The following is a 22,831-nucleotide window of genomic DNA, read 5'->3' on the forward strand; positions in this document are numbered from 1 at the left end:
GCACAGCCTCGCTCACCGGGCGAAGCGGGCGCGCAGGGCGGTCAGCCGCTGGTCGGTCGCCGCGCCCGCCCGGGTGCCGGCGGCCTTGGCGAAGAAGGCGCCGGCCGCCGTCGTCACCGGGACGGCGAGGACCAGCGCGATCGAGCCGACCAGCGTGCGGATCACCTCCTCGGCCATCGCCGAGCTGGTGAGGACGACGTCCCACGGCTGGGCGTAGACCTCGAAGAGCATGAGCAGCGGCAGCGAGGCGCCGGCGTAGGCGAAGACGATCGTGTAGACGGTCGAGGCGATGTGGTCCCGGCCCACGGTCATCCCGCGGCGGTAGAGCTCCCGCCACGTCATGCCCGGGTCGACCTCGTGCAGCTGCCAGATCGCCGAGGCCTGGGTGATCGTCACGTCGTTGAGCACGCCGAGGCCGGCGACGACCACCCCGGCGAGCACCAGCCCGGAGAAGTCGAGCGCCGGGTCGTACCCGAGCAGCGTGTTGGTCTCCTCGCTGGTCAGCCCGGTCAGCCGCGCGCTGGCCACCGCCACCGCCCCGAGGACGGCGACCAGCGCCAGCCCGAAGAGGGTCCCCACCAGCGCGGTCGTCGTCCGCGCGGAGAAGCCGTGCGCCAGGTAGAGGACGACGAACATGATCGCCGCCGAGCCGACCAGGCTGATCAGCGTGGGCGAGGAGTCGCCGAGCAGGCCGGGCAGCAGGAACTGCAGCATCACGAAGAACGCGAAGGCCAACCCGACGAGAGCGGCCAGGCCGCGCAGCCGCGCCACGGCCACGGTCACGACGGCGAAGGCGACGGTGAGCGCGACGATCGGCACGTCCCTGTCGTAGTCGTAGAAGGCGTACAGGCCGGCGCCCTCCGCCGCCGCATCGCGGGTCAGCACGAGGACGTCGTCCACCTCGACACCGGAGGTGTAGACGTCGGCCGCGATCGGCACCTGCTGGAACTCCCCCGCCTCCGGGCCGTCGAGCACCTCGACGACGACGACCGCCTGGCAGGTCAGCTGCTGCGACAGCTCGCCCTCGCCGGGCGGCAGGCAGTCGCCGGGGTCGACGGACGCGACGCGGCCCTCGTGGTACGTGGTCCCGGGCGGCAGGAACTGCTCGGCGGCCTGCTCGGCCCGGGTCGGCTCGTCGCCGGGCCAGAGCACGACCAGCCCGACGACGGTCGCCAGGCCGACCGGCACGAGCAGCAGGAGCATCAGCCAGACCGCGCGCCGTCTCCGGGCGAGCACCTCCGGGGTCGGCGGCGGCGCGTCCGGGTCGGGACCGTGGCTGTGGGCACCGTGGGTGTGGGCACCATGGGTGTGGGTGGGGCTCGACGGCACCCGGTCAGGCTAGGAGCTGGGCCGCGGCGCGCCGTCCGCGACACCGGTCCTCAGCCAGGACCGCCCTCGCGGTCGACGCGGTCGTCCTCCACTGCCGGGAACTCCTCGACGGGGAAGCGCAGCCACAACCCCGACAGCTGCAGTGGCCGGGCGACCGCGGCCGGCGGGGCGACCAGCACGACCTCCACGCCGCGCGGCTGGCCCAGCTTCTGCAGCTGCACCAGCACGGCCATGCCGGCGGAGTTCAGGTACGTGACTGCGCGCACGTCCAGCCGCACCCGCCGCAGATCCGACCGGCCGAGCATCAGGTCGGTCATCGTCCGCACCAGCGGACGGCGGGCCCCATCGGTCAGCTCCCCACCGACGGTGAGCGTCGCGACGTCGCCGTCGAGGTCGGTGGTCACCTCCGGCTCCGGGTCGGCACGCTGCTGGTCGGTCTCCCCCTGCGCTCGGGGGTCACTGGTGTCGTCCACGGGCATCTCCTGCCCCGGGGAGACGCTCCTCACGCGCGGGCGTGCGCGTCGCGCTCGGCCGTGGGGACGCCGGGGGTGCCTCCCGGACAGGGACTGCCGGGCAGGCACCGGGCGGGGACGCGGAACAAATCTGGGCAGAGGATGTTTACTCGGGTGCACGCACGAGGTAATCTCCAGTTGCCACTAGAGGTTCACCTCGGGGCAGCGAACACACCAGTACGAACACAGGAGGTTGACACAGCCGTGGCCATGCTGACCGCCTATGACCCGTTCGCCGCCACGAACGCCGCCTTCCGGGCGCTCGACCAGCTGACCGGCCGGGCCGGTGGGCTGACCGCCCGTCCGCTGTCGGGCATGCCGATGGACGCGTACCGCGTCGGCGACAACTTCGTCGCCCACTTCGACCTGCCCGGAGTCGACCCAGGCTCGATCGACCTGCAGGTCGAGGGCACCACGCTGACCGTCACCGCGGAGCGCTCGGTGCCGCAGCTGGAGAACGCCGAGTGGGCGATCGCCGAGCGTCCGTACGGCAGCTACACCAGGCAGCTCGTCCTCGGCCGCAGCCTGGACACCGACCGCCTCGAGGCGCACTACCACGACGGCGTGCTCACGGTGAGCATCCCGGTCGCCGAGAAGGCGCGGGCTCGCAAGATCACCGTCACCCGTGCCGACACGCCGACCGCCGTCGAGGGGCGCACCATCGAGGGGGAGACGTCCGAGCGGAAGTCCGTGGAGAGCTGATCGGCGGCGACTCCCCGAGGGCCGGGTCCGGACGGACCCGGCCCTCGCGCTTCCCGGCCACCCCGGCGCCACCCGTAGACCCCGGAGGACCGCCATGCCCCCACCCGCCTCCCGGGACGACGACCCGGTAGGCCGCCTCGACGACCCGGACTTCCCCGCGCTGACCATGAGCCAGGCCGCGGCACTGCTCGGTGTCCAGGCAGCCTTCCTGCGCAGCCTCGACACGGCCGGCGTCCTCCAGCCGCACCGCTCCCCCGGCGGACACCGCCGCTACTCCCGCCACCAGCTGATCCTGGCCGCGCGGCTGCGGGGCCTGCTCGACGAGGGGCACACCCTCGCCTCCGCCGAGGTGATCCTCGGGCTGCAGGACGAGCTGGCCGACGCCCGCGCCGACACCGCGCGGTTGCAGGCCACGGTGGACCGACTGCGGGCCCGCGACGCGGACCGGTAACCGACGGCGCACGGCACCTGATGCCCTAGGGGGGTATGGTTGTGCCCGAGCGCCCACCGGACGCGTCGGGAGGACACCCGTGGAGACCAACGGCCAGCACGGCTACATCCACCGCAAGGACGACTACCTCAAGCGGCTGCGCCGCATCGAGGGCCAGGCCCGCGGACTGCAGCGGATGGTCGAGGACGAGAAGTACTGCATCGACATCCTGACGCAGGTCTCGGCGATGACGAAGGCGCTGCAGTCGGTCGCCCTCGGACTGGTCGAGGAGCACCTGTCGCACTGCGTCGTCCAGGCCGCCCAGGCCGGTGGCCGCGAGGCCGACGAGAAGGTCCGCGAGGCCTCCGAGGCGATCGCCCGCCTCGTCCGCTCCTGACCCACCCCCTCCAGCCCTCCGAGGAGCCCCAGCGTGAGCACCGCCAGCTACACCGTCGTCGGCATGACCTGCGGCCACTGCGTGAACGCCGTGACCGAGGAGGTCGGCGCCGTCCCGGGGGTCACCACCGTCGACGTCGACCTGGCCAGCGGCGGCCTGACCGTCACCAGCACCGAGCCCGTCGACGACGTCGCCGTGCGCGCCGCCGTCGAGGAGGCCGGCTACCAGCTGGTGGGCTGAGGAGCCCCTCGTGCGGACACCGGTCAGGCTCGCCGTCGTCGCCGCCGGCCTCGGCGCCGTCTTCACCGCGGCCGTGGGCGTCGGCGCGGCGGTCGGCCCGGTGGGTGCCCCCGAGGCCCACCCCGCCGCGGCCGCGCCGACACCGGAACCCGCCGCCACCGGCACCGGCTACCTCCTCGACGTGCTCGACGAGCGGCCCGCCGCCGGGACGACGACCGTGGCGTTCCGGGTCCTGGGCCCCGACGGCACCCCGGTGACCGGGTACACCGCGGACCACGGCGAGGACCTGCACCTGGTCGCCGTCCGTGCCGACCTCTCCGGCTACCAGCACGTGCACCCCGACCTCGCGCCCGACGGCACCTGGCGGGTGCCGCTCACCCTCACCCCCGGCAGCTGGCACCTGGTCGCGGACACCACCCCCGCGGGCGCGGAGGACCTCGCGCTGACGGCCGACCTGCAGGTGGCCGGCTCCTACGACCCCCAGTCGGTGCCCGAGCCGGCGCCGGTGACCGAGGTCGACGGCTACACCGTCGTCCTGACCGGGGAGCCGGCCGCGGGGGCGGAGTCGGAGCTGACCCTCAGCATCAGCCGCGACGGCCGTCCGGTCCTCGACCTGCAGCCCTACCTGGGCGCCTACGGGCACCTGGTCGTGCTGCGCGAGGGCGACCTCGAGTACCTCCACGTGCACCCCGTCGAGGACCCGCACGTCGCGCCGGCCGCGGGCCCGCACGTCGCCTTCGCCGCGACCGCGCCGTCCGCCGGCACCTACCGGCTGTTCCTCGACTTCCGGCACGGCGACGCGGTGCACATCGCCGGGTTCACGGTGGAGGTCACCGGGACGGCGGCATCCGACGCGACCGCCGGCCACGGGCACGGCGGCTGAGGAGACCCACGCATGAGCACCCCCGACGTCCGGACCTCCGAGGTGGAGCTGCTGATCGGTGGCATGACCTGCGCGTCGTGCGCCGCCCGCGTCGAGAGGAAGCTCAACCGGATGGACGGCGTCACCGCGACGGTCAACTACGCCACCGAGAAGGCTCGGGTCTCCTTCGGCGGCGACGTCACGACCGACGACCTGATCGCCACGGTCGAGAGGACGGGCTACACCGCGGCGCTCCCCGAGCCGCCGGCGCCGGACGCCGAGCCCGCGGAGGAGGACTCGACGCGCCCGCTGCGGCAGCGGCTGCTGGTGTCCACCCTGCTCACCGTGCCGGTGGTGGCGATGGCGATGGTCCCGGCACTGCAGTTCGAGTACTGGCAGTGGCTCTCGCTGACGCTGGCCGCGCCGGTCGTCGTGTGGGGCGGACTGCCGTTCCACCGCGCCGCGTGGACCAACCTGCGGCACGGCGCGGCCACCATGGACACGCTGGTCTCCCTCGGCACCGGGGCGGCGTTCCTCTGGTCGCTGTACGCGCTGTTCCTCGGCACCGCCGGCGCGCCCGGCACGACGCACCCGTTCGACCTGACCGTCGCCCGCACCGACGGCAGCGCCAACGTCTACCTGGAGGCCGCGGCGGGCGTGACGACGTTCCTGCTGGCCGGGCGGTACGTCGAGGCCCGCTCCAGGCGGCGGGCCGGTGCGGCGCTGCGGGCGCTGCTGGAGCTCGGCGCCAAGGAGGTCTCCGTGCTGCGCGGCGGCACCGAGACGCGGGTGCCGGTCGACCGGCTGACCGTCGGCGACCTGTTCGTCGTCCGGCCCGGCGAGAAGATCGCCACCGACGGTGTGATCGCCGAGGGCTCCTCGGCCGTGGACGCCTCGATGCTCACCGGCGAGTCCGTGCCGGTCGAGGTCGGCCCTGGCGACGCCGTCGTGGGCGCCACCGTCAACGCCGGCGGCCGGCTGGTCGTGCGCGCCACCCGCGTGGGCTCCGACACCCAGCTGGCGCAGATGGCCCGGCTGGTCGAGGACGCCCAGAACGGCAAGGCCGCCGTCCAGCGGCTCGCCGACCGGATCTCCGGGGTGTTCGTGCCGATCGTCATCGCCCTGGCCGTGGGCACCCTCGGCTTCTGGCTGGGCACCGGCGGCGGGCTGGCCGCGGCCTTCACCGCCGCGGTCGCGGTGCTGATCATCGCCTGCCCCTGCGCGCTGGGGCTGGCCACGCCGACCGCGCTCATGGTGGGCACCGGCCGCGGCGCTCAGCTGGGCATCCTGATCAAGGGCCCCGAGGTGCTGGAGTCCACCCGCCGGGTGGACACGGTCGTGCTGGACAAGACCGGCACGGTCACCACCGGCCGGATGACCCTGCACGACGTCGTCCCCGCCAGCGGCGAGGGCGCCGACCGGGTGCTGGCGCTGGCCGGTGCGGTCGAGTCCGGCTCCGAGCACCCGATCGCCCGGGCGGTCGCCGAGGCCGCGGCCGAGCGCACCGGTCCGTTGCGACCGGTCAGCGGCTTCGCCAACGAGGCCGGGCTCGGCGTGCGTGGCGTCGTCGACGGGACGGCGGTGCTCGTCGGGCGGGCCGGCCTGCTGAGCGGCGTCGACGTCCCGGTGGAGCTCACCCACGCGCAGGCCGAGGCGGAGGCGGCCGGCCGGACCGCTGTCCTGGTGGCCTGGGACGGCGTCGCCCGCGGGGTGCTCGCCGTCGCCGACGCGGTGAAGGAGACCTCGGCCGAGGGGGTCCGCCGGCTGCGCGACCTGGGCCTGCACCCGGTGCTGCTGACCGGCGACAACGCCACGGTGGCCCGCGCGGTCGCCGCCGAGGTCGGCATCGAGGAGGTGCTCGCCGAGGTGCTGCCTCAGGAGAAGGTCGACGTCGTCCGCCGGCTGCAGGGCGAGGGCCGGGTCGTGGCGATGGTCGGCGACGGGGTGAACGACGCCGCGGCGCTGGCGCAGGCGGACCTGGGGCTGGCCATGGGCACCGGCACCGACGTGGCGATCCAGGCCTCCGACCTCACGCTGGTGCGCGGCGACCTGCGTGCGGCTGCCGACGCCATCCGGCTGGCCCGGCGCACCCTCGCGGTGATCAAGGGCAACCTGTTCTGGGCGTTCGCCTACAACGTCGCGGCGATCCCGCTGGCCGTGGCCGGGCTGCTCGACCCGATGATCGCGGGCGCGGCGATGGCGTTCAGCTCCGTGTTCGTGGTGACCAACAGCCTGCGGCTGCGCCGGTTCGCGCCGCTGCCGGGCGGCGAAGACGCGACCACCGCCGTCCCCGCCGGCCGCCGCGCCGCCGTCCCCGCCTGACCGGAGGCCCCCTCCCGAGAGGTCGGGCTCTGCCCACACTGGTGGGCAGAGCCCGACCACCGGACCGAACCACCCCGGAGCAACGGAGGCACGACCGTGACCCTGGAGCACCCGCGTCGCCGGCTCACGCGTCTCCTCGGCGGGACCGGAGCCGCGTGGGGGCTCGCGCTCCTCGCGCGGCCCGACGAGGTCGTCGACGCACTGTGCCCGGAGCTGCCCCGGTCCCGGCGCTGGGCCGTGCGGCTGCTGGGCGCCCGGCTCGTCGTCCAGCACGCCGCCGTCCTGGCCGCTCCGGAGCCGCGCGTGGTCCGGGCCGGCTCCGCGGTGGACCTGCTGCACGCCGCGAGCATGGTGCCGCTGGTGCGCTCACCGCGCTACCGCCGCGCCGCGCTCATCAGCGGGGGGATCGCCGCGGGCTACGCCGCGCTGGCGCCGGCTCTCGCCCCGCGCTCAGAGCGCCGGTAGCAGCAGCAGGGCGGTCGGTACCAGCAGCAGCAGGCCGGCCGACAGCAGTGCCAGCACCTGCGCCCACGCCGGCAGCGGGGACGGCGGCTCGAGCAGCCGCAGCACGCGCGCCCCGACCGCGCTGCCGGTGACCGCGAGCGCTCCGGAGGGCACGCCCGCTCCCCCTGCTCCGCCGGCCGCGACGACGATCGCCTGGGCCAGCGTCCGCCGGGGCGCGGACCCGGGCAGCGAGCCGAGCGCGACGTCGTCCGCACGCATCTCCACCAGCGTGCGCACCGCCGCGTGCGCGCGCCCGGCCGCGGACAGCACCGGCAGGGCGGCCTCCCACGCCACGAACGGCAGCAGGTACAGGTGGTGGTGCTCGCGCAGGTGTGCCCGCTCGTGCGCGACCACGGCGGCCAGCTCGGCGTCGTCGAGCTCGGCGACCATGCCGGAGGAGAGCACCAGCAACGGCTTCGCACCGGGGATGCAGAAGGCGACCGGGGCGGGGTGCTCGAGCAGCCGCGCATCGGGCACCCCGGCCGGCTGGACGACGAGCTCGAGCAGCGCGCGGTGCCGGCGCCGGGTGCGCGCGGTCCGCAGCCCGGAGAGCAGCAGGACGCCGACCAGCTCGGTGGCCAGGACGGCGGCGAGGGTCAGGGTGACCCAGTGGTCACCGCGGACCGGCGCCTCGGCGGGGTGCCCGGTGACCACGGCCCACGCCGCCTCGGGCAGCGAGTGCCCCCACGGCGCGAGGCCGTGCGCCAGCAGCGCCCCGATGATCGACAGACCTCCGGCGAGCCCGATCGCCTGCCAGCAGACCAGGGCCACCAGCGGGTCGCGCCGCGGCCAGCGGGCGCGAGCCAGCAGCGCCGGTACCGGCCACGCCAGCAGCGCGGCCAGGACGGCGAGGGCCGCCGCGGTCGCGGGCAGCATCGGCCGGGGGTGGCGGGGCGGGCCGGGCGCTCAGCGCGGAGCGTCGTCCGGACCGGCGGCCAGGAGCTCGCGCAGCAGCCGGGCCTCCTCGGGGTCGACGCCGCCGACGAAGCGGGCCAGCACCGCCTGCCGGTCCCCCGCCTGGCCGAGCACCTCGTGCATGAGCTCGGCGGCGTGGTCCGCACGCGTGCCGCGCGCGCGGAAGCGACGCGGCCGGGCGTCGTCGTGGACGACGAAGCCCTTCTGCTCCAGCCGCGACAGCACGGTGTGCACGGTGGTCAGCGCCAGGCCGCGATCGGCCAGGCCGTCACGCAGCTCGGCGGCCGCCAGCGGTCCCCCGGCCGACCAGAGCCGGTCCATCACCGCACGCTCGAGGTCTCCCAGCGACGCCATGGCTCCTCCTGTCCCTGGGATCACACCGGCATGTTCTACGTCCTGTAGAAGTTGTCCTTCTACGAGGCGTAGAAAGAACGCGTCGATCGTACGACGACCGGAGAGGGGCCTGCGGTGGACGTCCTGGACATCGACGTGTTGGACATCGACGTGTTGGACATCGCGCGCTGGCAGTTCGGGATCACGACCGTCTACCACTTCCTGATGGTCCCCCTGACCATCGGCCTGGGGGCCCTGGTCGCCGTGATGCACACCCTCTGGGTGGGCACCGACAAGCCCGAGTGGCTGCGGATGACCCGCTTCTGGGGCCGCATCTACCTGATCAACTTCGTGCTCGGCGTGGCCACGGGCCTGGTGCAGGAGTTCCAGTTCGGCCTGGCCTGGAGCGAGTACTCGCGCTTCGTCGGCGACGTCTTCGGCTCGCTGCTGGCCCTCGAGGCGCTGCTGGCCTTCTTCCTCGAGTCGACGTTCCTCGGCCTGTGGATCTTCGGCTGGGGTCGCATCCCGAAGAAGCTGCACCTGGCCGCGCTGTGGGCCGCGGTCGTCGGCTCGATCGTCAGCGCCTACTTCATCATCGCGGCCAACTCCTGGATGCAGCACCCGGTGGGCGTGGAGGTCGACGACACCACCGGCCGCCCGCTGCAGGTCGACTTCCTCGCCGTCCTGACCAACAACACCGCGCTGGCCGCCTTCAGCCACGCGATCGTCGCCGCGCTCGTGGTCGCCGGCGCCCTGCTGGTCGGCATCGGCCTGTGGCACCTGCGCCGCCGGAAGCTGGCGGGGCAGCCGAGCACGGACATCGACCACGCCGTGTGGCGGCGCTCGGTCCGGCTCGGCGGCTGGGTGTCGCTCGCCGCGTTCGTCCTCGTCGCCCTCACCGGCGACTGGCAGGGCAAGCTCATGTACGAGCAGCAGCCGCTCAAGATGAGCTCGGCCGAGGCGCTCTGCGAGACCGAGGCGCCGGCGTCCTTGTCGGTGTTCGCGTGGGGCAAGCTCGGCTCCAACGAGTGCGACGACGTCCACTCGATCACCGTCCCGTACATCCTCAGCTACCTCGCGCACGGCGACTTCTCCACCGCCGTCCCCGGCGTCAACGAGCTGCAGGAGGAGTACGCCGCGGTCTACGGCGCGACCTACCCCGACGACCCGTCGCGGTTCGGCGACAAGGCGGGCGAGCCGATCGACTACACCCCGCTGCTGGGCGTCACCTACTGGAGCTTCCGGCTCATGATCGGCATGGGCGCGGTCTCGGCCGGGGTCGCCACCTACGCGCTGTGGGCCACCCGGAGGGGCCGGGTGCCGACCTCGCGGATCGGCGTCCACGGCTCGCTGCTCGCCGTCGCCGCGCCCTTCGTGGCCAACGCGACCGGGTGGGTCTTCACCGAGATGGGCCGCCAGCCCTTCGTCGTCCACCCGAACCCCGACGTCCCGGTCGGCGAGCAGACGTACTTCTTCACCGCCCAGGCCGTCTCGCCCGGCGTCACCGCCGCCGAGGTCTGGACGTCGTTGTCGCTGCTGACCCTCGTCTACGGCGCCCTGGCCGTCGTCGAGCTGTGGCTGATCACCCGCTTCGTGCGCCGCGGCGTTCCGACCGGTGGCCACACCCCCAATGACGCGGCCCCCACGCCGGGACACACCCCCGAGGGCACGCCGGAGCCCCGCGAGGACGACGACGTCCTCCAGTTCGCCTACTGAGGAGCCTCCCGTGGACCTGCAGACCCTCTGGTTCGCCGCCGTCGCGCTGCTGTGGACCGGCTTCCTGCTGCTCGAGGGCTTCGACTTCGGCGTCGCCGCACTGCTGCCGGTGCTCGGCCGCCGTCCGGCCGAGCGGCACCTGATGCTGCGCACCATCGGCCCGCTGTGGGACGGCAACGAGGTCTGGCTGATCACCGCCGTCGGCGCGGTGTTCGCCGCCTTCCCCGGCTGGTACGCGACCTGGCTGCCCGCGCTGTACCTGCCGTTCGTGCTGGTGCTGTTCGGGCTGATCGTGCGGGCGGTCGCCTTCGAGTGGCGGCACTCGCACCACACGGAGGCGTGGGACGCGACCTGGACCCGGGTGATCACCGCCGGCTCGCTGATCGCCGCGGCCGGCATCGGCGCCGCGCTCGGCGCCACCACCCTCGGCCTGCCGATCGACGCCGACGGCAACCGGGTCGGCGGCGCGTTCTCCGGGCTGGGCTGGTCGGCGCTGCTGGGCGCGGTCGCCGTCCTCGCGTTCTCCGTCGTGCACGGCGCGGTCTTCCTGTCCCTGAAGACCGACGGCCCGCTGCGGCTCGCCGCCCGCCGCTTCGCCCTGCGGTGGGCGCCGGTGGCCGCACTCCCGCTGCTGGCCTGGGCCGGTCTGGTCCACCTGCGGTACGGCACGCCGGTCACCGGGGCGCTGTGGCTGGTCGCCGCGCTGGCCGTCCTGGTCACGTGGGCGCGCCTGCGGGTCGGCCGTGAGGGCCAGGCCTTCGCCGCGTGGGGCGCGATGCTGGCCGCGGCCGCCGCGACGCTGTTCGGCGCCGCGTACCCGGTCGTCGTCCCCTCGACGATCGACCCGGCGTTCGACGTCACGATCGCCGACGCCTCGGTCAGCGACTACACGCTCACCGTGATGACCTGGGCCGCCGGGATCGGACTGCCCGTGGTGCTCGGCTACCAGGCGTGGACCTACTGGGTGTTCCGCAAGCGGCTGACCGCGGAGCCGCAGCACGGCGAGCCCGCCGGGGCGCACGCGTGAGGTCCGGCCGGGGACCGCTCGGTCCGCTGGCCGACGTCCCGGGGGCGACCGGGGCGCTGGTCCGCGCGGCGGCCGCCGCCCTCGGCCAGGTCGCCGGGCTGGTGCTGCTGGCGGCCGGGCTGGCGCACGCGGTCGCCCGCGCGGCCGGTCAGGACGACGGCGCGCTGACCGGCCCGCTGCTCCTGGCCGCCGCCGGTGGCGTGCTCCGCGCGGTCGCCGGCTGGACCGGCGAGCTGACGGCCGCGCGGGACGCCCGGCGCGCCGAGGAGCAGCTGCGGACCGCCCTGACCGCCCGGCTCGCGGCCTCCCCGGCCGCGGTCGCCGCGGCCGGCGGACCCGGCCCGGCCGCGCTGCTGGCCACCACCCGGCTGGCCGAGCTCGGGCCCGCGCTGGCCACCCGCCTCCCCGCGCTGGCACAGGCGCTGGTCGTGCCGCCGGTGCTGCTCGTCGTCCTGGCCTGGACCGACCTGCTCTCGGCCGGCCTGGTGGCGGTGACCCTGCCGCTGGTGCCGCTGTTCATGGTGCTGGTCGGGCTGACCACCCGCGACGGCACCACCGCCGCCGCCCGGGCGCTGGACCGCATCGCCGCGCACGTGGCCGAGCTGGTCCGTGGGCTCCCGGTCCTGGTGGGCCTGGGCCGCGCCGCCGAGCAGGCCGCGGCGCTCGCCGAACTCGGCGAGGCCGCCCGCCGGCGCACGCTGTCGGTCCTGCGGCTGGCCTTCCTCTCCGCGCTGGTGCTCGAGCTGCTCGCCACGCTCTCGGTGGCGCTGGTCGCGGTCACCGTCGGCCTGCGGCTGGTGCACGGCGACCTCGACCTCGCCGTCGGCCTGACCGCACTCCTGCTCGCGCCCGAGGCCTTCGCGCCGCTGCGCGCCCTCGGTGCGGCCCACCACGCCGGCGAGCACGCCGCCCTGGCCGCCGCCGAGGCCCGGGTGGTGCTGGCGGCGCCGGCCTCGGGTCCGATGGACACAGCTCCGGTCGCCGGCCCCGCGTCCGTCGGTGACCCCGCCCAGGTGGCGGACGACGACGGCGACCCGCGCGGCGCCGACGTCGCCGTCACCGGGCTGAGCGTCCGCTTCCCCGGCCGCACGGTCCCGGCGCTGCCCCCGGTGGACCTCGCCGTCCGGCCGGGGGAGCTGGTCGCCGTCCGCGGCGCCAGCGGCTCGGGCAAGTCGACACTGCTCGCCGTCCTCGCCGGGCTGACCGACCCGGCCGCGGAGGTGCACGGCGCGGTGTCCGGCGTCCCGGCCGGCGGCGTCGCGTACGTCCCGCAGCACCCGCGCACGACCGGCGCGACCGTCGCCGACGAGCTGCGCCGGCACGCGGGCTCGGGGCCGGGCGGGAGTCATGACGTCGGAGACGAGCCGGCCGGCGAGGCCCACGTCGTCGAGGCGCTGACCCGGGCCGGCGCCGCCGATCTGGCCGGCCGCGACTGCACCAGCCTCTCCCCCGGCGAGCTGCAGCGGGTGGCGCTGGCCCGCGCGCTGGTGCGGATCCGGCGCGGCGCCCGGCTGCTGCTGCTCGACGAGCCGACCGCACACCTGGACGACGCCTCCGCCGCTCGGGTGGCCGCGGAGCTGGCCGGGCTGCGCGGCACGGTGACCGTCCTGCTGGTGACGCACGACCCCGCACTCGCGGCCCTCGCCGACCGCACCGTCGACCTGCCCTCCGCGGCCGCGGTGCCCACCCCGGTCCCCGCCCTCGCTCCCGTGCCCGCGAGGCCGGCGGTCGCGCGGCCCTCAGCACCTGATCACCACGAGACCGCCGATCCCGCCGCCCGAGGCGCGGGTGGCGGGCTGCGCTGGCCGCGGCGGGCGCTGGTGCGCGCGGTCGCCGCCGGCACGGCCTCGGCCGGCGCGGGGGTGGCGCTCACCGCGGTCTCGGGCTGGCTGATCGTGCGGGCCGCCGAGATGCCGCCGGTGCTCACCCTGCTGGTCGCGATCGTCGGCGTCCGGGCCTCCGGGCTGGGCCGCGCCGGGCTGCGGTGGGTGGAGCGGATGACCGCGCACGACGCCGCGCTCCGGCTGGCCGCGGACCTCCGGGTGCGGGTCTGGCGGGCGCTGGCCGCCCAGGGCATCGCCGCCGACCGCACGCCGGGCTCGGCGCTGGCCCGCGTGGTCGGCGACGTGGGCCTCGTGCAGGACCTCTCGGTGCGCGTCGTCCCGCCCGCCCTGGTGGCCGGCACGGTGACCACCGTGACCGTCGGCGCGCTGGCGCTGGTCTCCCCCGCCGCGGCCGGCGCGGCGGCGGCGGTCCTGTTGGTCAGCGTCGCGCTGGTGCTGGTCGCGCACCGGCGGGTGGACGCCGGCGCCGCGCGCGCCGAGGCGGCGCTGCGGGTGGCGGCCCTGCGCGACACCACCTCGGCGCTCGAGGGCGCGGCCGACCTGCGGGCGCACGGCCTGGCCGGGCGGACGGCGGCCGACCTCGCCGCGCTCGCCGCCGACCGCACCACGGCCGACCGCGCCCGCACCCGCGCCGGCGCGCTGGGTACCGGGGCCGTCGTCCTCGGCACCGGGCTGGCCGCCGTGGCCGCCGCGGCTGCCGGTGCCGCGGCCGGGGTGACCGGCCCGGCGATCGCAGCGGTGGCGCTGGCCCCGCTGGCCCTCGCCGAGCCGCTGGCCGGGCTGGTCCCCGCGCTGCAGCGGCGCGGCACGCTCGCCGACGCCCGCGACCGGCTCCACGCCGTCCTCACCGCGCCGGTGCCGGCCGACCCCGCCGACCCGCGCACCGTCCCCGCGCCGGTGTGCACGCTGGCGACCGACGGCCTGGTCGCCGGGTGGCCCGGCGGCCCGGACGTGCTCGGCGGCCTGACCACACGGGCCGACGCGGACGGCGGCTGGCTGGTCGTGCGTGGGCCCTCGGGCGCCGGCAAGTCGACGTTCCTCGCCGTGCTGCTCGCCGCCCTGCGGCCGCGGGCGGGCACGTACGCGCTGGGCGGCGTCGACGCCGCGCGGCTGACCGGGGACGGCGTCCGCTCCCGGATCGCCTGGCTGCCGCAGGACGCGCACGTGTTCGCCTCGAGCATCCGCGCCAACCTGGCCCTGGCCGCGCCACGGGGCGAGCTGGCCGGGCCGGACGGCGAGGCCCGGATGCGCGCGGTCCTCGACGCCACCGGCCTCGGCGGGCTGCTGACCGCGCTGCCCGCGGGGCTGGACACCGCGGTCGGCGCGGGTGGCACGGCGCTGTCGGGCGGCGAGCGGCGCCGGCTGGCCACGGCGCGGGCACTGCTGGCCGACCGGGACGTCGTGCTGCTCGACGAGCCGACCGCGCACCTCGACCCGCCCACCGCCGCAGCGCTGCTGCGTGACCTGCGGACGGGGCTCACCGGCCGGGTGGTGGTCTGCGTCACCCACGACGACACCGTCGAGGAGCCCGGCGACACGGTCGTCCGCATCGGCGCGACGCAGGCCGCCCTCGCCGGCTGACGTTCAGGCCGCGGCGGCGTGTGGCTGGGGGGGAGCCTCCGGCCGGGCGCGGACGACCTCGAAGCCGGGGAAGCCCGGCAGGTCGGGATCGACGACGAGCGGCACTCCCGGGGACGGCCCGAGGACGTGACACCCGACGACCGCGGCGCGCTCGTCGGGCGTCAGCTGGGCGAGCATCCGCTCGTGCAGCTCGGGACGGACGTGGATCTCCCGGGGCGGCGCGGCGCCCGGCGTCCGGGCGATCGCGAGGAGGTCCTGCGCGATGTCAGGTGGAGCCCAGTGCGTGTGGTGGTCGGGAACGGACATGGTGACTCTCCTGAGCGGTTCCCCCGCGTCGGGTTCAACGCCGGGGAGGACGACTCCATGCCTACCCCAGAGGACCGACATCTCCGGCGTGATACCAGGGCCGGTCCGCCCGGTCCGTCAGGGTCGTCGGGCACTCTGCCGACATGGACGCGCCCTTCACCGGTTCGGTGTTCCTCGGCATGAGCGTCGACGGGTTCATCGCCCGTCCGGACGGCGACCTCGCCTGGCTGACCGGCGGCGACGAGGGCGGCGGGGGTGGGGCGGGTCGAGACGGAGCCGGCGAGGGCGGCGACTTCGGGTTCGCCGAGTTCGTCTCCGGGATCGACGCGCTGGTGATGGGCCGCGGCACCTACGAGGTGATCGCGCCGCTGGCCGAGTGGCCGTACCAGGGCAAGCCCGTGCACGTCCTGAGCTCCGCGCTGGCGCCCGATCCCCGCATCACCCTGCACCGCTCGTTCGACGAGGCGGTCGCCGCGCTGACCGCCGCCGGGTACCGCCGCGTCTACGTCGACGGCGGACGGACGGTGCACGACTTCCTCGCCGCCGGGCTGGTCGGGGAGCTGACCCTCTCCCGGGTGCCGGTGCTCATCGGCGAGGGACACACGCCGTTCGGGCCGCTGCCGGCCGACGTGCAGCTCGAGCACGTGCGGACCCGGACCTTCCCCGGCGGGATGGTGCAGACGACCTACCGGGTGCGCCGGGACGCCTGATGCGACCACCCCTCTGCGGGTGCTGCCTCGAGCCCGGTGACGGACTGGAGCGGCCACCCTCCAGGGTCCCGGCCGGCCCGTCCAGAGGCTCGCCGCGAGCCTGCGAGCGGTGAGGAGGACGGGGTCCTCCTACGGGGTGCCGGGGCAGGGGGGTCCTGACGCCGTCTCCGGGGTCACGCCGCCGTCGTCGGCGGGACCGACCAGCCGGCGCAGCCAGGCCCGCTGCCCGTAGCACTGCCGCCAGGTGCGGACGGCGTCGGCGAGGTCGTGCCTGGACGCCGCGCTGGTGCTGACCGGTCCACACGCAGGCAGCGAGCGGCCGAGCTCGGCGTGCCGGAGCAGCGGCGGCAGGTCCTCCAGGACGACGGCCATCCCGACGTGGTTGACCGGGGCGTTGCTGAGGGTCCGGATCGCCCGGTCGGCCACCGAGCCGCCGCGGACGACCCACACGTCGTCGGTGCGGGTGGGGTCGACCGCCTCGTCCAGGCTCAACTCGGGCACGGCGCTACCGTCAGGGCCGTGCGGGTGTCGAAGCTGCTCGGCTTGGCCGGTCTCGCCGGCGTCGCGGCGACCGGGGTGGTGCTGGCCCGCGGCGAGCGGCCGCGCCGGGCGCACACCCCCGAGGAGATCCGCACCCGGCTGCGCGAGCGGCACGCCGCGCTGGCCGACGTCCCCCAGCCGGTGACGACCGCCGAGCTGGTCTCCGGGCGCGGGCACCGGCTCGCCCGGGCGCTGCGCCGCCGCTGACGCTCAGGCCGGCGGTGCCGGCAGCACGACGACGCCGTCCCGGTCGGCGGCGAGCCACTCCCCCTCGCGGAACACCACGCCGGCGAAGACGACCGGCAGCCCCGCCTGACCCGAGTGCAGGCCCTTGACGCTGCGCCGCGGGTGGGTGGCCAGCGCGCGCACCCCGATCGGCTGGGCGTCGAGCTCGTCGGCGTCGCGCACCGCGCCGTTGACCACCACGCCGGCCCAGCCGTTCCGGGCGGCGAGGACGGCGAGGTTGCCGCCGAACAGCGCGCAGCGCAGGGAGCCGCCGCCGTCGACGACGAGCACCCGCCCCTCCCCCGGATGCTCGACCGCCGCGCGGACCAGGGCGTTGTCCTCGAAGACCTTGAGCGTGGTGACCGGCCCGCTGAACGCCGGCCGGCCGCCGAAGGCCTGGAACACCGGGTCGCACACCTGCGCCTCGGGATGGTCGTCGGAGAGGTCGGTGGTGGCGGGCGGCTGCTCGTCGGTCATGCGGCCACGCTATGAGGCTCGCGGGTCGACGGGCACGCCGACGGCCGACGCCTCCGCGGCGATGCGGGCCACCACGGCGTCGGTGAACTGCGCCGTGGAGGCCGTGCCCCCGAGGTCCCGGGTGCTGACGCCGTCGCGCACGGCAGCGCGGATCCCGGACTGCAGCCGCTCGGTGGCGTCGGTGACGCGCGGGTCGCCGTGCCGGGTGGCGAGCCAGTCGAGCAGCATGGCTGACGACAGCATCATGGCGATCGGGTTGGCCAGGCCCCTGCCGGCGATGTCCGGCGCCGACCCGTGGGCCGCCTGCGCCATGGCGCGGTCGTCGGAGGCGTTGAGGGACGGCGCGATACCCAGCGAGCCGGCCAGCTCGCCGGTCATGTCGGAGAGGATGTCGCCGAACATGTTCTCGGCGACGACGACGTCGAAGTCGGCGGCCCGGCGCAGCAGGTGCACCGTCATCGCGTCGATGTGGAAGTCGTCCACCGCCACGTCGGGGTACTCGGCTGCCAGCTCCAGGCAGACGCGCCTGAACAGGCCCGAGCTGAGCTGCAGCACGTTCGCCTTGTGGACGACGGTCAGCTTCCCCCGCCGCCTGCGGGCGAGCTCGAACGCCGCCCGGGCGATGCGCTCGATGCGCGGCCGGGTGAAGACGCCCATCGCGATCGCGACGTCGGGGGTCGGCATGTACTCACCGGTCCCCGCGTGGGTGTTGCGGTCGGCGTAGAAGCCCTCGGTGTTCTCGCGCACGACCACCAGGTCGGCGTCCGGGGCGATCGCCCGGCCGCCCTCGAAGGCACGCGCCGGCCGCACGTTGGCGTACAGGTCGAAGTGCTTGCGCAGCGTGCCGCTCGGGTTGAGCTGCGACCGGAAGGGCTCCGGGTACGCGACGCTGTCGTGCGGGCCGAGCAGCCAGCCGTCGAGGCCGGCCAGCGCCTCCAGGGTGAGGCCGGGGATGGCGCTGCCGTGCGTCTCGATCGCTGCGGCGCCCAGCGGCAGCTCCTGCCACTCGACCGGCGCCGCGCCGGCAGCTGCGAGGGCGGCGTCCACGACGTGCACGGACGCCGGCACGATCTCCGGGCCGATCCCGTCGCCGAGCAGGACGCCGAGGCGGTAGGGGGTGTTGCTCATGGTGATCACTCCGATGCGGGGGCCGTCGCAGCGGGCTCGTCGAGCACCCACCACGTGCGGACGTTGACGAATTCACGGATCCCGGCGGCGGCCAGCTCCCGGCCGTAGCCGCTGGCGCGGGTGCCGCCGAAGGGCATGCGGACGTCGGAGGCCACGATCGCGTTCACGAAGGCCGCGCCGGACCGGATCCGCCGCGCGACGCCGATGCCGCGCTCGGGGTCGGCGGTCCAGACGCTGGCGCCCAGCCCGAAGCGGGTGTCGTTCGCGACCCGCACGGCCTCCTCGTCCCCGTCCACCGCGAGGACCGCGGCGACCGGGCCGAACACCTCCTCGTCGTGGGCGGGCATCCCGGGCCGGACGTCGGCCAGGACCGTGGGGGCGTAGAAGGTGCCCGGGCCCTCGAGGCGGCGGCCGCCGGTGAGCAGCCGGGCGCCCGCCGCGACGGAGGCCTCGACCTGCCGGTGCACCCCCTCGAGCAGGTCCGCCCGGGCCATGGGGCCGACGTCCGTCCCCGGCGCCGTCGGGTCCCCGACGGTCAGCGCCTCCACCTCGGCGACCAGCAGCCGGGTGAACTCGGCGGCGACGGCGGCGTCCACGACCAGTCGCTTCGGCGAGATGCAGCTCTGGCCGGCGTTGAGGAACCGCCCGCGAGCGGCGAGGTGCGCCACGCGCGGCAGGTCGGCGTCAGCGAGGACGACGAACGGATCGGAGCCGCCGAGCTCCAGGACCGACTTCTTGATCGCGTCGCCCGCGGCAGCGCCCACCGCCCGGCCGGCCCGCTCGCTGCCGGTGATGGTCACCGCACCGATGCGCGGGTCGCCGATCAGCCGCGTCGTCACCGCGGGCACGTCCGGCTCGGCGACGACCAGCGCGGTGAACAGACCGGCCGGCGCGCCGGCGGCGGCGAACAGCCGCTGCACCGCGAGCGCGCAGCCGGTCGTGTTGGGCGAGTGCTTGAGCAGCGCGGCGTTGCCCGCCAGGAGCGCCGGTGCGGCGAAGCGGAGCACCTGCCAGAGCGGGAAGTTCCACGGCATGACCGCCAGCACCACGCCGACGGGCTCGTAGCCGATCCAGCTGCGGTCGGCGGCGGCGTCGACCGGCTCGTCGGCGAGGACGGCCGCCGCGTGCTCGGCGTAGTAGTCGCAGGCGGTGGCGCACTTCTCGACCTCGGCGCGGGACTCGGCCAGCGGCTTGCCCATCTCGCGGGTGACGAGCAGTGCCAGCTCGTCGACGTCCTCCCGCAGCAGGGCGGCGGCCCGGCGCAGCACGGCCGCCCGGTCGGCGAACGGCAGCGCCGCCCAGCCGGCCTGCGCGGCGGCGGCCGCGTCGAGGGCCGCGTCGACATCGGCGTCCGAGAACGTGGGGTACTCGGCCAGTCGCCGCCCCGTCGCGGGGTCGACCGTGACGACGGCGCTCATGCCCGGCTCGCGCTGTCGCCCTGGCGCGCGGGTCCAGCGCTGTCGCCCTGGCGCGCGGGTCCAGCGCTGTCGCCCTGGCGCGCGGGTCCAGCGCTGTCCCCCTGGCGCGCGGGTCCAGCGCTGTCCCCCTGGCGCGCGGGTCCAGCGCTGTCCCCCTGGCGCGCGGGTCCAGCGCCACGGTCGCTGTCGGACAGGTGCTCGAAGGTCTCGCCGGTGGCGGTGATGGTGCGGGTGACGTCGCGGCCGCCGTACACCCAGTAGATGGTCATCGACCCCTCGCCCCGGTTGCGGAAGCAGTGCGGCACACCGGCCGGCACCCAGGTCGCCTGGCCGGCGACCAGCTCGAACTCGTCCTCCCCGATCACCGCGGTGGCCTCGCCCTCGTACACCAGCACCGACTCCTCGACGTTGTGCGAGTGCAGCGGGATGCCGGTGCCGGGTGAGAACACGGTCATGCCGGTGGTGACCCGGTTCTCCGCGCAGTTCCACCTGCCGACGAACGGGATGGTGACGACGCCGCTGCCGCGGTCGAAGCGCTCGATCTCCTGCGGGCGCAGGACCATCGACGGCGGGACGGGCTGGGTGCTCATGCGGACTCCTCGGCGGTGTGGGTGACCAGCAGGTGGCCGGGCGTGTTGACCTGGCCGACCAGGACGTCGCCGGCGATCGCGCGCCAGGCGGCGAAGTGCGGGGACGCCTTGTGCGCGGCGAAGGCGTCCGCGTCGGCGTAGAGCTCGTAGAGGACGAAGCGGTTCTCGTCGGCCTCCACCGAGCTGACGTCGAACCGCAGGCACCCCGGCTCGTCACGGACCGACGCCTCGGCGTTGGCGGCCATGCCGGCGAGGAACTCCTCCCGCCGGCCCGGCCGCACCTCCATCTGGACCACCAAGCTGAACACCCTCGACCTCCCACGGTTTGTATGCGAATCTGTATACAGATCAGCACACAATCTGTGGAGGAGGCAAGCGGTGACGGGAGATCGGTTGGAGCCGGAGCCACTGAGGACGTTCGGTACCCGGGTCCTGACCGCCCTCGGCGTGCCGGGCGACGACGCGGCACTGGTCGCCGACAGCCTGGTGCAGGCCGACCTGTGGGGGCACTCCTCGCACGGGCTGCTGCGCCTGCCCTGGTACGCGGCCCGGCTGCGGTCGGGGGCGATGCGCGCGGTGACCGAGCCGACCGTGCTCACCGACACCGGCCCGCTGGTGCTCCTCGACGGCCGGGACGGCGTCGGCCAGGTGCTCACCGACCGGGCACGCGCGCTGGCCACCGAGCGGGCGCGACAGCACGGGGTCGGCGTCGTGGGTGTGCGGAACTCCAACCACTTCGGCACCGCCATGTGGTTCACCCGACGGGCCGCGCGGGACGGGTTCGTCGCCCTGCTCACCACCAACGCGAGCCCGGCCATGGCGCCGTGGGGTGGCCGGGAGAAGCGGATCGGCACCAACCCGTGGTCGATGGCGGCCCCCGGTCCCGACGGGCGCGTACTCGCCCTCGACATCGCGAACACCGCGGTGGCGCGCGGCAAGATCTACCTGGCGAGGAGCCGTGGCGAGTCGATCCCCGGGTCCTGGGCGCTGACGGCGGACGGCAGGCCGACGACCGATCCGGCAGAGGGGGTGCTCGGCGTGGTCCTGCCGATGGCCGGGCACAAGGGGTACGCGATCGCCTTCATGATGGACGTGCTGTCCGGCGCGCTGACCGGCAGCGCCGTCGGCACCGGCGTCCACGGACCCTACGAGCCGGAGGCCCGCAGCGGCGCCGGGCACCTGTTCCTCGCGCTCGACCCGGCCGCCTTCGGCGACCCGGCCGGGTACCGGGAGCGGGTGCGGCAGCTGGTCGAGGAGGTGGGGTCGGTGCCGCTGGCGCAGGGGTTCGACGAGGTGTTCACCCCGGGTGAGGTCGAGGACCGCGCCGAGGCCGCGAACCTGGCCGCCGGGGGCGTCGTGCTCGCCCGGGACGCGCTCGCCGAACTGCACCGGCTCGGCGCGGAGACCGGCGTGCCGTTCCCCCCGGGAGCACGGGCGTGACGGCCGATCCCCAGCGCGAGGAGGCCAGCAAGGCCGAGCTGGTCCACCGGCGGCTCCGGGAGGAGATCGAGCTCGGCGAGCTGGCACCGGGAACGCCGCTGTCGGAGCTGTCCCTCGTGGCCCGTACCGGCGCCTCCCGCACGCCGGTGCGCGAGGCGCTGCGCCGGCTGGCCGCCGAGGGCCTGGTCGACCTGGTCCCCCGGCAGGGCGCCCGGGTCTCCCGGGTGTCGGCCCGCAGCGTGCGCGACCTCTTCGAGTTCCGCGCGCTGCTGGAGCCCGCGGCCGTGCGGCAGGCGACCGAGGCCGCGGCTGCCGACCCCGAGCTGCGCCGCGACTTCGCCGCGATGCGCGAGGCGTTCGCGGGCACCCTGCAGCACGCCCCCTCGCAGGCCCGGTCACGGTCGTTCTACGAACTGGCCGACCGGTTCGACTGGGCGGTCGTCGGCGCGACCCGGAACGAGCACCTCCGGCGGACCATCGCCGAACTGCGGCCACACACCGCGCGGCTGCGCAACCTCTCCCACCTGGACCCGGAGCGGGTGGAGGTCTCCGTCGGGGAGCACCTGGCGATCTGTGACGCGCTGCTCGCCGGTGACGCCGACGGCGCGGCGGCCGCCCTCGCCGGGCACCTGGCGCGGAGCCTGGACACGATCTTCCGCAACCTGGCCACCGGCCCCGGCGAGGGCGTCGACCTGCTCGGCTGAACGAGACCGGTCCCGGCCCCCGTTGCCCCCTGCAGGGTCCCGCCGCCGGCCCCGTCCCGGGTCCCGCCCCGAGCGGAGCGAGGGGTGGGGAGGACGGGGTCCTTCCACGGTGGGGGGCAGGGGGTCCTTCTTCAGTAGGTGGCCTTCACCGCCAGCACCGGGCAGTGCGCGTCGAGCAGGATCCGCTGCGCCTGGCTGCCGGTGAGCAGCTTCCCGGTGGGTGTCCGGCGGCGCATGCCGATGACGATCAGGCTGGCCTTGACCCGCTCGGCGGCGTCCACGACCTCGTCCGAGGCGTCGTGCCCGGCCACCCGCTGGTCGATCTCGTAGACCACACCGGCGCCGTCGAGCTTGACCCGCACCTGGTCCAGCGCCCGCTCCGAGGCGAACCGGGGGTCCTGGAGGACGTCGCCTCGGGAGCTGTTGACGACGTGCAGCGGCTGGTCGCGCAGCCGGGCCTCGGTGATGGCGGCGTCGAGGGCGGCCTCGCCCTCGGGGGTGGGGACGTAGCCCACGACGATGGTCATGGCCGGAGCGTAGGCGGCGGCGGGAGCCCGGCTCCGGTTGTGCCCGTAGCGG

Annotated in this window: 26 protein-coding genes; 14 read left to right on the top strand and 12 right to left on the bottom strand. The window is 75.7% G+C overall.

The genetic code is table 11. From position 1 onward, the window contains the following. Positions 1-12: 12 nt before the first annotated feature. Positions 13-1,329, bottom strand: coding sequence for a YibE/F family protein (locus ACU610_RS11955; RefSeq protein WP_446767928.1), 1,317 nt, complete (start codon positions 1,327-1,329; stop codon positions 13-15). Positions 1,330-1,379: 50 nt separating this feature from the next. Continuing rightward, positions 1,380-1,802, bottom strand: coding sequence for an STAS domain-containing protein (locus ACU610_RS11960; protein WP_446767929.1), 423 nt, complete (start codon positions 1,800-1,802; stop codon positions 1,380-1,382). Positions 1,803-2,051: 249 nt separating this feature from the next. Between ACU610_RS11960 and ACU610_RS11965 the strand changes: the two genes are divergently transcribed. The 7 genes from ACU610_RS11965 to ACU610_RS11995 all read left to right on the top strand — a co-directional run bounded on the left by ACU610_RS11965 (position 2,052) and on the right by ACU610_RS11995 (position 7,259). Continuing rightward, complete coding sequence (locus tag ACU610_RS11965; RefSeq protein ID WP_446770721.1) at positions 2,052-2,543, top strand: Hsp20/alpha crystallin family protein; 492 nt, start codon at positions 2,052-2,054, stop codon at positions 2,541-2,543. 94 nt (positions 2,544-2,637) lie between these two features. After that, positions 2,638-2,994 carry a helix-turn-helix domain-containing protein gene (locus tag ACU610_RS11970; protein WP_446767930.1) on the top strand — a complete coding sequence of 119 codons (357 nt, stop codon included), beginning with the start codon at positions 2,638-2,640 and terminating at the stop codon, positions 2,992-2,994. 79 nt (positions 2,995-3,073) lie between these two features. Further along, positions 3,074-3,370 carry a metal-sensitive transcriptional regulator gene (locus ACU610_RS11975; RefSeq protein WP_446767931.1) on the top strand — a complete coding sequence of 99 codons (297 nt, stop codon included), beginning with the start codon at positions 3,074-3,076 and terminating at the stop codon, positions 3,368-3,370. A 33-nt stretch (positions 3,371-3,403) separates the two neighbouring features. After that, complete coding sequence (locus ACU610_RS11980) at positions 3,404-3,610, top strand: heavy-metal-associated domain-containing protein (protein WP_446767932.1); 207 nt, start codon at positions 3,404-3,406, stop codon at positions 3,608-3,610. Positions 3,611-3,620: 10 nt separating this feature from the next. Beyond that, positions 3,621-4,493 carry a hypothetical protein gene (locus ACU610_RS11985; RefSeq protein WP_446767933.1) on the top strand — a complete coding sequence of 291 codons (873 nt, stop codon included), beginning with the start codon at positions 3,621-3,623 and terminating at the stop codon, positions 4,491-4,493. A gap of 12 nt (positions 4,494-4,505) precedes the next feature. Further along, complete coding sequence (locus ACU610_RS11990) at positions 4,506-6,794, top strand: heavy metal translocating P-type ATPase (protein ID WP_446767934.1); 2,289 nt, start codon at positions 4,506-4,508, stop codon at positions 6,792-6,794. A 96-nt stretch (positions 6,795-6,890) separates the two neighbouring features. Then, complete coding sequence (locus ACU610_RS11995; protein ID WP_446767935.1) at positions 6,891-7,259, top strand: hypothetical protein; 369 nt, start codon at positions 6,891-6,893, stop codon at positions 7,257-7,259. On the opposite strand, the gene ACU610_RS12000 is transcribed toward ACU610_RS11995, so the two are convergent. Together ACU610_RS12000 and ACU610_RS12005 are read right to left on the bottom strand one after the other, a co-directional pair. Then, on the bottom strand, positions 7,245-8,174 hold the full coding sequence (locus ACU610_RS12000) for a M56 family metallopeptidase (protein WP_446767936.1): 930 nt from the start codon (positions 8,172-8,174) through the stop codon (positions 7,245-7,247). The two genes, ACU610_RS11995 and ACU610_RS12000, sit on opposite strands and share 15 nt — an antisense overlap. Before the next feature lie 30 nt (positions 8,175-8,204). Next, on the bottom strand, positions 8,205-8,567 hold the full coding sequence (locus ACU610_RS12005; RefSeq protein WP_446767937.1) for a BlaI/MecI/CopY family transcriptional regulator: 363 nt from the start codon (positions 8,565-8,567) through the stop codon (positions 8,205-8,207). Between the two features lie 114 nt (positions 8,568-8,681). Between ACU610_RS12005 and ACU610_RS12010 the strand changes: the two genes are divergently transcribed. Genes ACU610_RS12010 through cydC form a run of 3 tightly spaced genes read left to right on the top strand, consistent with a single transcriptional unit; the run spans position 8,682 to position 14,714 of the window. After that, complete coding sequence (locus ACU610_RS12010; protein WP_446767938.1) at positions 8,682-10,262, top strand: cytochrome ubiquinol oxidase subunit I; 1,581 nt, start codon at positions 8,682-8,684, stop codon at positions 10,260-10,262. A 10-nt stretch (positions 10,263-10,272) separates the two neighbouring features. Continuing rightward, positions 10,273-11,289: a cytochrome d ubiquinol oxidase subunit II gene (gene cydB / locus ACU610_RS12015; protein ID WP_446767939.1), complete on the top strand. Its 1,017-nt coding sequence runs from the start codon at positions 10,273-10,275 to the stop codon at positions 11,287-11,289. Continuing rightward, positions 11,286-14,714 (top strand): thiol reductant ABC exporter subunit CydC, encoded by a 3,429-nt coding sequence (cydC, locus tag ACU610_RS12020; protein ID WP_446767940.1) that lies wholly within the window; start codon positions 11,286-11,288, stop codon positions 14,712-14,714. Before cydB ends, cydC begins: the two co-directional genes overlap by 4 nt. Before the next feature lie 3 nt (positions 14,715-14,717). On the opposite strand, the gene ACU610_RS12025 is transcribed toward cydC, so the two are convergent. Then, the gene (locus tag ACU610_RS12025; RefSeq protein WP_446767941.1) at positions 14,718-15,020 is read right to left on the bottom strand and encodes a hypothetical protein; all 303 of its coding nucleotides are present in this window, start codon (positions 15,018-15,020) and stop codon (positions 14,718-14,720) included. A 143-nt stretch (positions 15,021-15,163) separates the two neighbouring features. Here ACU610_RS12025 and ACU610_RS12030 point away from each other — a divergent pair, with 143 nt between their 5' ends. Beyond that, positions 15,164-15,730 (top strand): dihydrofolate reductase family protein, encoded by a 567-nt coding sequence (locus ACU610_RS12030; protein ID WP_446767942.1) that lies wholly within the window; start codon positions 15,164-15,166, stop codon positions 15,728-15,730. A 129-nt stretch (positions 15,731-15,859) separates the two neighbouring features. Here ACU610_RS12030 and ACU610_RS12035 read toward each other — a convergent pair whose 3' ends face one another. Next, positions 15,860-16,231, bottom strand: a complete 372-nt coding sequence (locus ACU610_RS12035; protein WP_446767943.1) for a hypothetical protein — start codon at positions 16,229-16,231, stop codon at positions 15,860-15,862. An 18-nt stretch (positions 16,232-16,249) separates the two neighbouring features. Between ACU610_RS12035 and ACU610_RS12040 the strand changes: the two genes are divergently transcribed. Then, entirely contained in the window at positions 16,250-16,477 is a 228-nt protein-coding gene (locus ACU610_RS12040; RefSeq protein WP_446767944.1) for a hypothetical protein, read from the top strand. A gap of 3 nt (positions 16,478-16,480) precedes the next feature. Here ACU610_RS12040 and rraA read toward each other — a convergent pair whose 3' ends face one another. From rraA to ACU610_RS12065, 5 genes are read right to left on the bottom strand one after another with little or no spacing between them, the layout of a single operon-like run. Then, the gene (gene rraA / locus ACU610_RS12045; protein WP_446767945.1) at positions 16,481-16,972 is read right to left on the bottom strand and encodes a ribonuclease E activity regulator RraA; all 492 of its coding nucleotides are present in this window, start codon (positions 16,970-16,972) and stop codon (positions 16,481-16,483) included. 9 nt (positions 16,973-16,981) lie between these two features. Continuing rightward, a complete protein-coding gene (locus ACU610_RS12050) occupies positions 16,982-18,100 on the bottom strand; it encodes an isocitrate/isopropylmalate dehydrogenase family protein (RefSeq protein WP_446767946.1) in 1,119 nt (372 codons plus the stop codon). 5 nt (positions 18,101-18,105) lie between these two features. Then, positions 18,106-19,518, bottom strand: a complete 1,413-nt coding sequence (locus tag ACU610_RS12055) for an aldehyde dehydrogenase family protein (RefSeq protein WP_446767947.1) — start codon at positions 19,516-19,518, stop codon at positions 18,106-18,108. Continuing rightward, entirely contained in the window at positions 19,515-20,108 is a 594-nt protein-coding gene (locus ACU610_RS12060; RefSeq protein ID WP_446767948.1) for a cupin domain-containing protein, read from the bottom strand. The genes ACU610_RS12055 and ACU610_RS12060 overlap by 4 nt, the downstream gene beginning before the upstream one ends. Continuing rightward, positions 20,105-20,416: a putative quinol monooxygenase gene (locus ACU610_RS12065; protein ID WP_446767949.1), complete on the bottom strand. Its 312-nt coding sequence runs from the start codon at positions 20,414-20,416 to the stop codon at positions 20,105-20,107. Before ACU610_RS12065 ends, ACU610_RS12060 begins: the two co-directional genes overlap by 4 nt. Before the next feature lie 70 nt (positions 20,417-20,486). Here ACU610_RS12065 and ACU610_RS12070 point away from each other — a divergent pair, with 70 nt between their 5' ends. Continuing rightward, positions 20,487-21,548: an Ldh family oxidoreductase gene (locus ACU610_RS12070; RefSeq protein ID WP_446767950.1), complete on the top strand. Its 1,062-nt coding sequence runs from the start codon at positions 20,487-20,489 to the stop codon at positions 21,546-21,548. Next, a complete protein-coding gene (locus ACU610_RS12075; RefSeq protein WP_446767951.1) occupies positions 21,545-22,252 on the top strand; it encodes a GntR family transcriptional regulator in 708 nt (235 codons plus the stop codon). Before ACU610_RS12070 ends, ACU610_RS12075 begins: the two co-directional genes overlap by 4 nt. 131 nt (positions 22,253-22,383) lie before the next feature. Here ACU610_RS12075 and ACU610_RS12080 read toward each other — a convergent pair whose 3' ends face one another. Further along, positions 22,384-22,779: a universal stress protein gene (locus ACU610_RS12080; RefSeq protein ID WP_446767952.1), complete on the bottom strand. Its 396-nt coding sequence runs from the start codon at positions 22,777-22,779 to the stop codon at positions 22,384-22,386. Positions 22,780-22,831: the final 52 nt, after the last annotated feature.

Source organism: Geodermatophilus sp. URMC 61 (assembly GCF_052931555.1).

Bases quoted from the DNA above. Each gene is read 5' to 3' on its own strand.
- ACU610_RS12025 (WP_446767941.1), bottom strand. From the start codon at position 15,020: ATGTCCGTTCCCGACCACCACACGCACTGGGCTCCACCTGACATCGCG.
- ACU610_RS12060 (WP_446767948.1), bottom strand. From the start codon at position 20,108: ATGAGCACCCAGCCCGTCCCGCCGTCGATGGTCCTGCGCCCGCAGGAG.
- ACU610_RS12055 (WP_446767947.1), bottom strand. From the start codon at position 19,518: ATGAGCGCCGTCGTCACGGTCGACCCCGCGACGGGGCGGCGACTGGCC.
- ACU610_RS12005 (WP_446767937.1), bottom strand. From the start codon at position 8,567: ATGGCGTCGCTGGGAGACCTCGAGCGTGCGGTGATGGACCGGCTCTGG.
- ACU610_RS11965 (WP_446770721.1), top strand. From the start codon at position 2,052: ATGCTGACCGCCTATGACCCGTTCGCCGCCACGAACGCCGCCTTCCGG.
- ACU610_RS12080 (WP_446767952.1), bottom strand. From the start codon at position 22,779: ATGACCATCGTCGTGGGCTACGTCCCCACCCCCGAGGGCGAGGCCGCC.
- ACU610_RS12050 (WP_446767946.1), bottom strand. From the start codon at position 18,100: ATGAGCAACACCCCCTACCGCCTCGGCGTCCTGCTCGGCGACGGGATC.
- ACU610_RS12030 (WP_446767942.1), top strand. From the start codon at position 15,164: ATGGACGCGCCCTTCACCGGTTCGGTGTTCCTCGGCATGAGCGTCGAC.
- ACU610_RS12000 (WP_446767936.1), bottom strand. From the start codon at position 8,174: ATGCTGCCCGCGACCGCGGCGGCCCTCGCCGTCCTGGCCGCGCTGCTG.
- ACU610_RS11970 (WP_446767930.1), top strand. From the start codon at position 2,638: ATGCCCCCACCCGCCTCCCGGGACGACGACCCGGTAGGCCGCCTCGAC.
- ACU610_RS11990 (WP_446767934.1), top strand. From the start codon at position 4,506: ATGAGCACCCCCGACGTCCGGACCTCCGAGGTGGAGCTGCTGATCGGT.
- rraA (WP_446767945.1), bottom strand. From the start codon at position 16,972: ATGACCGACGAGCAGCCGCCCGCCACCACCGACCTCTCCGACGACCAT.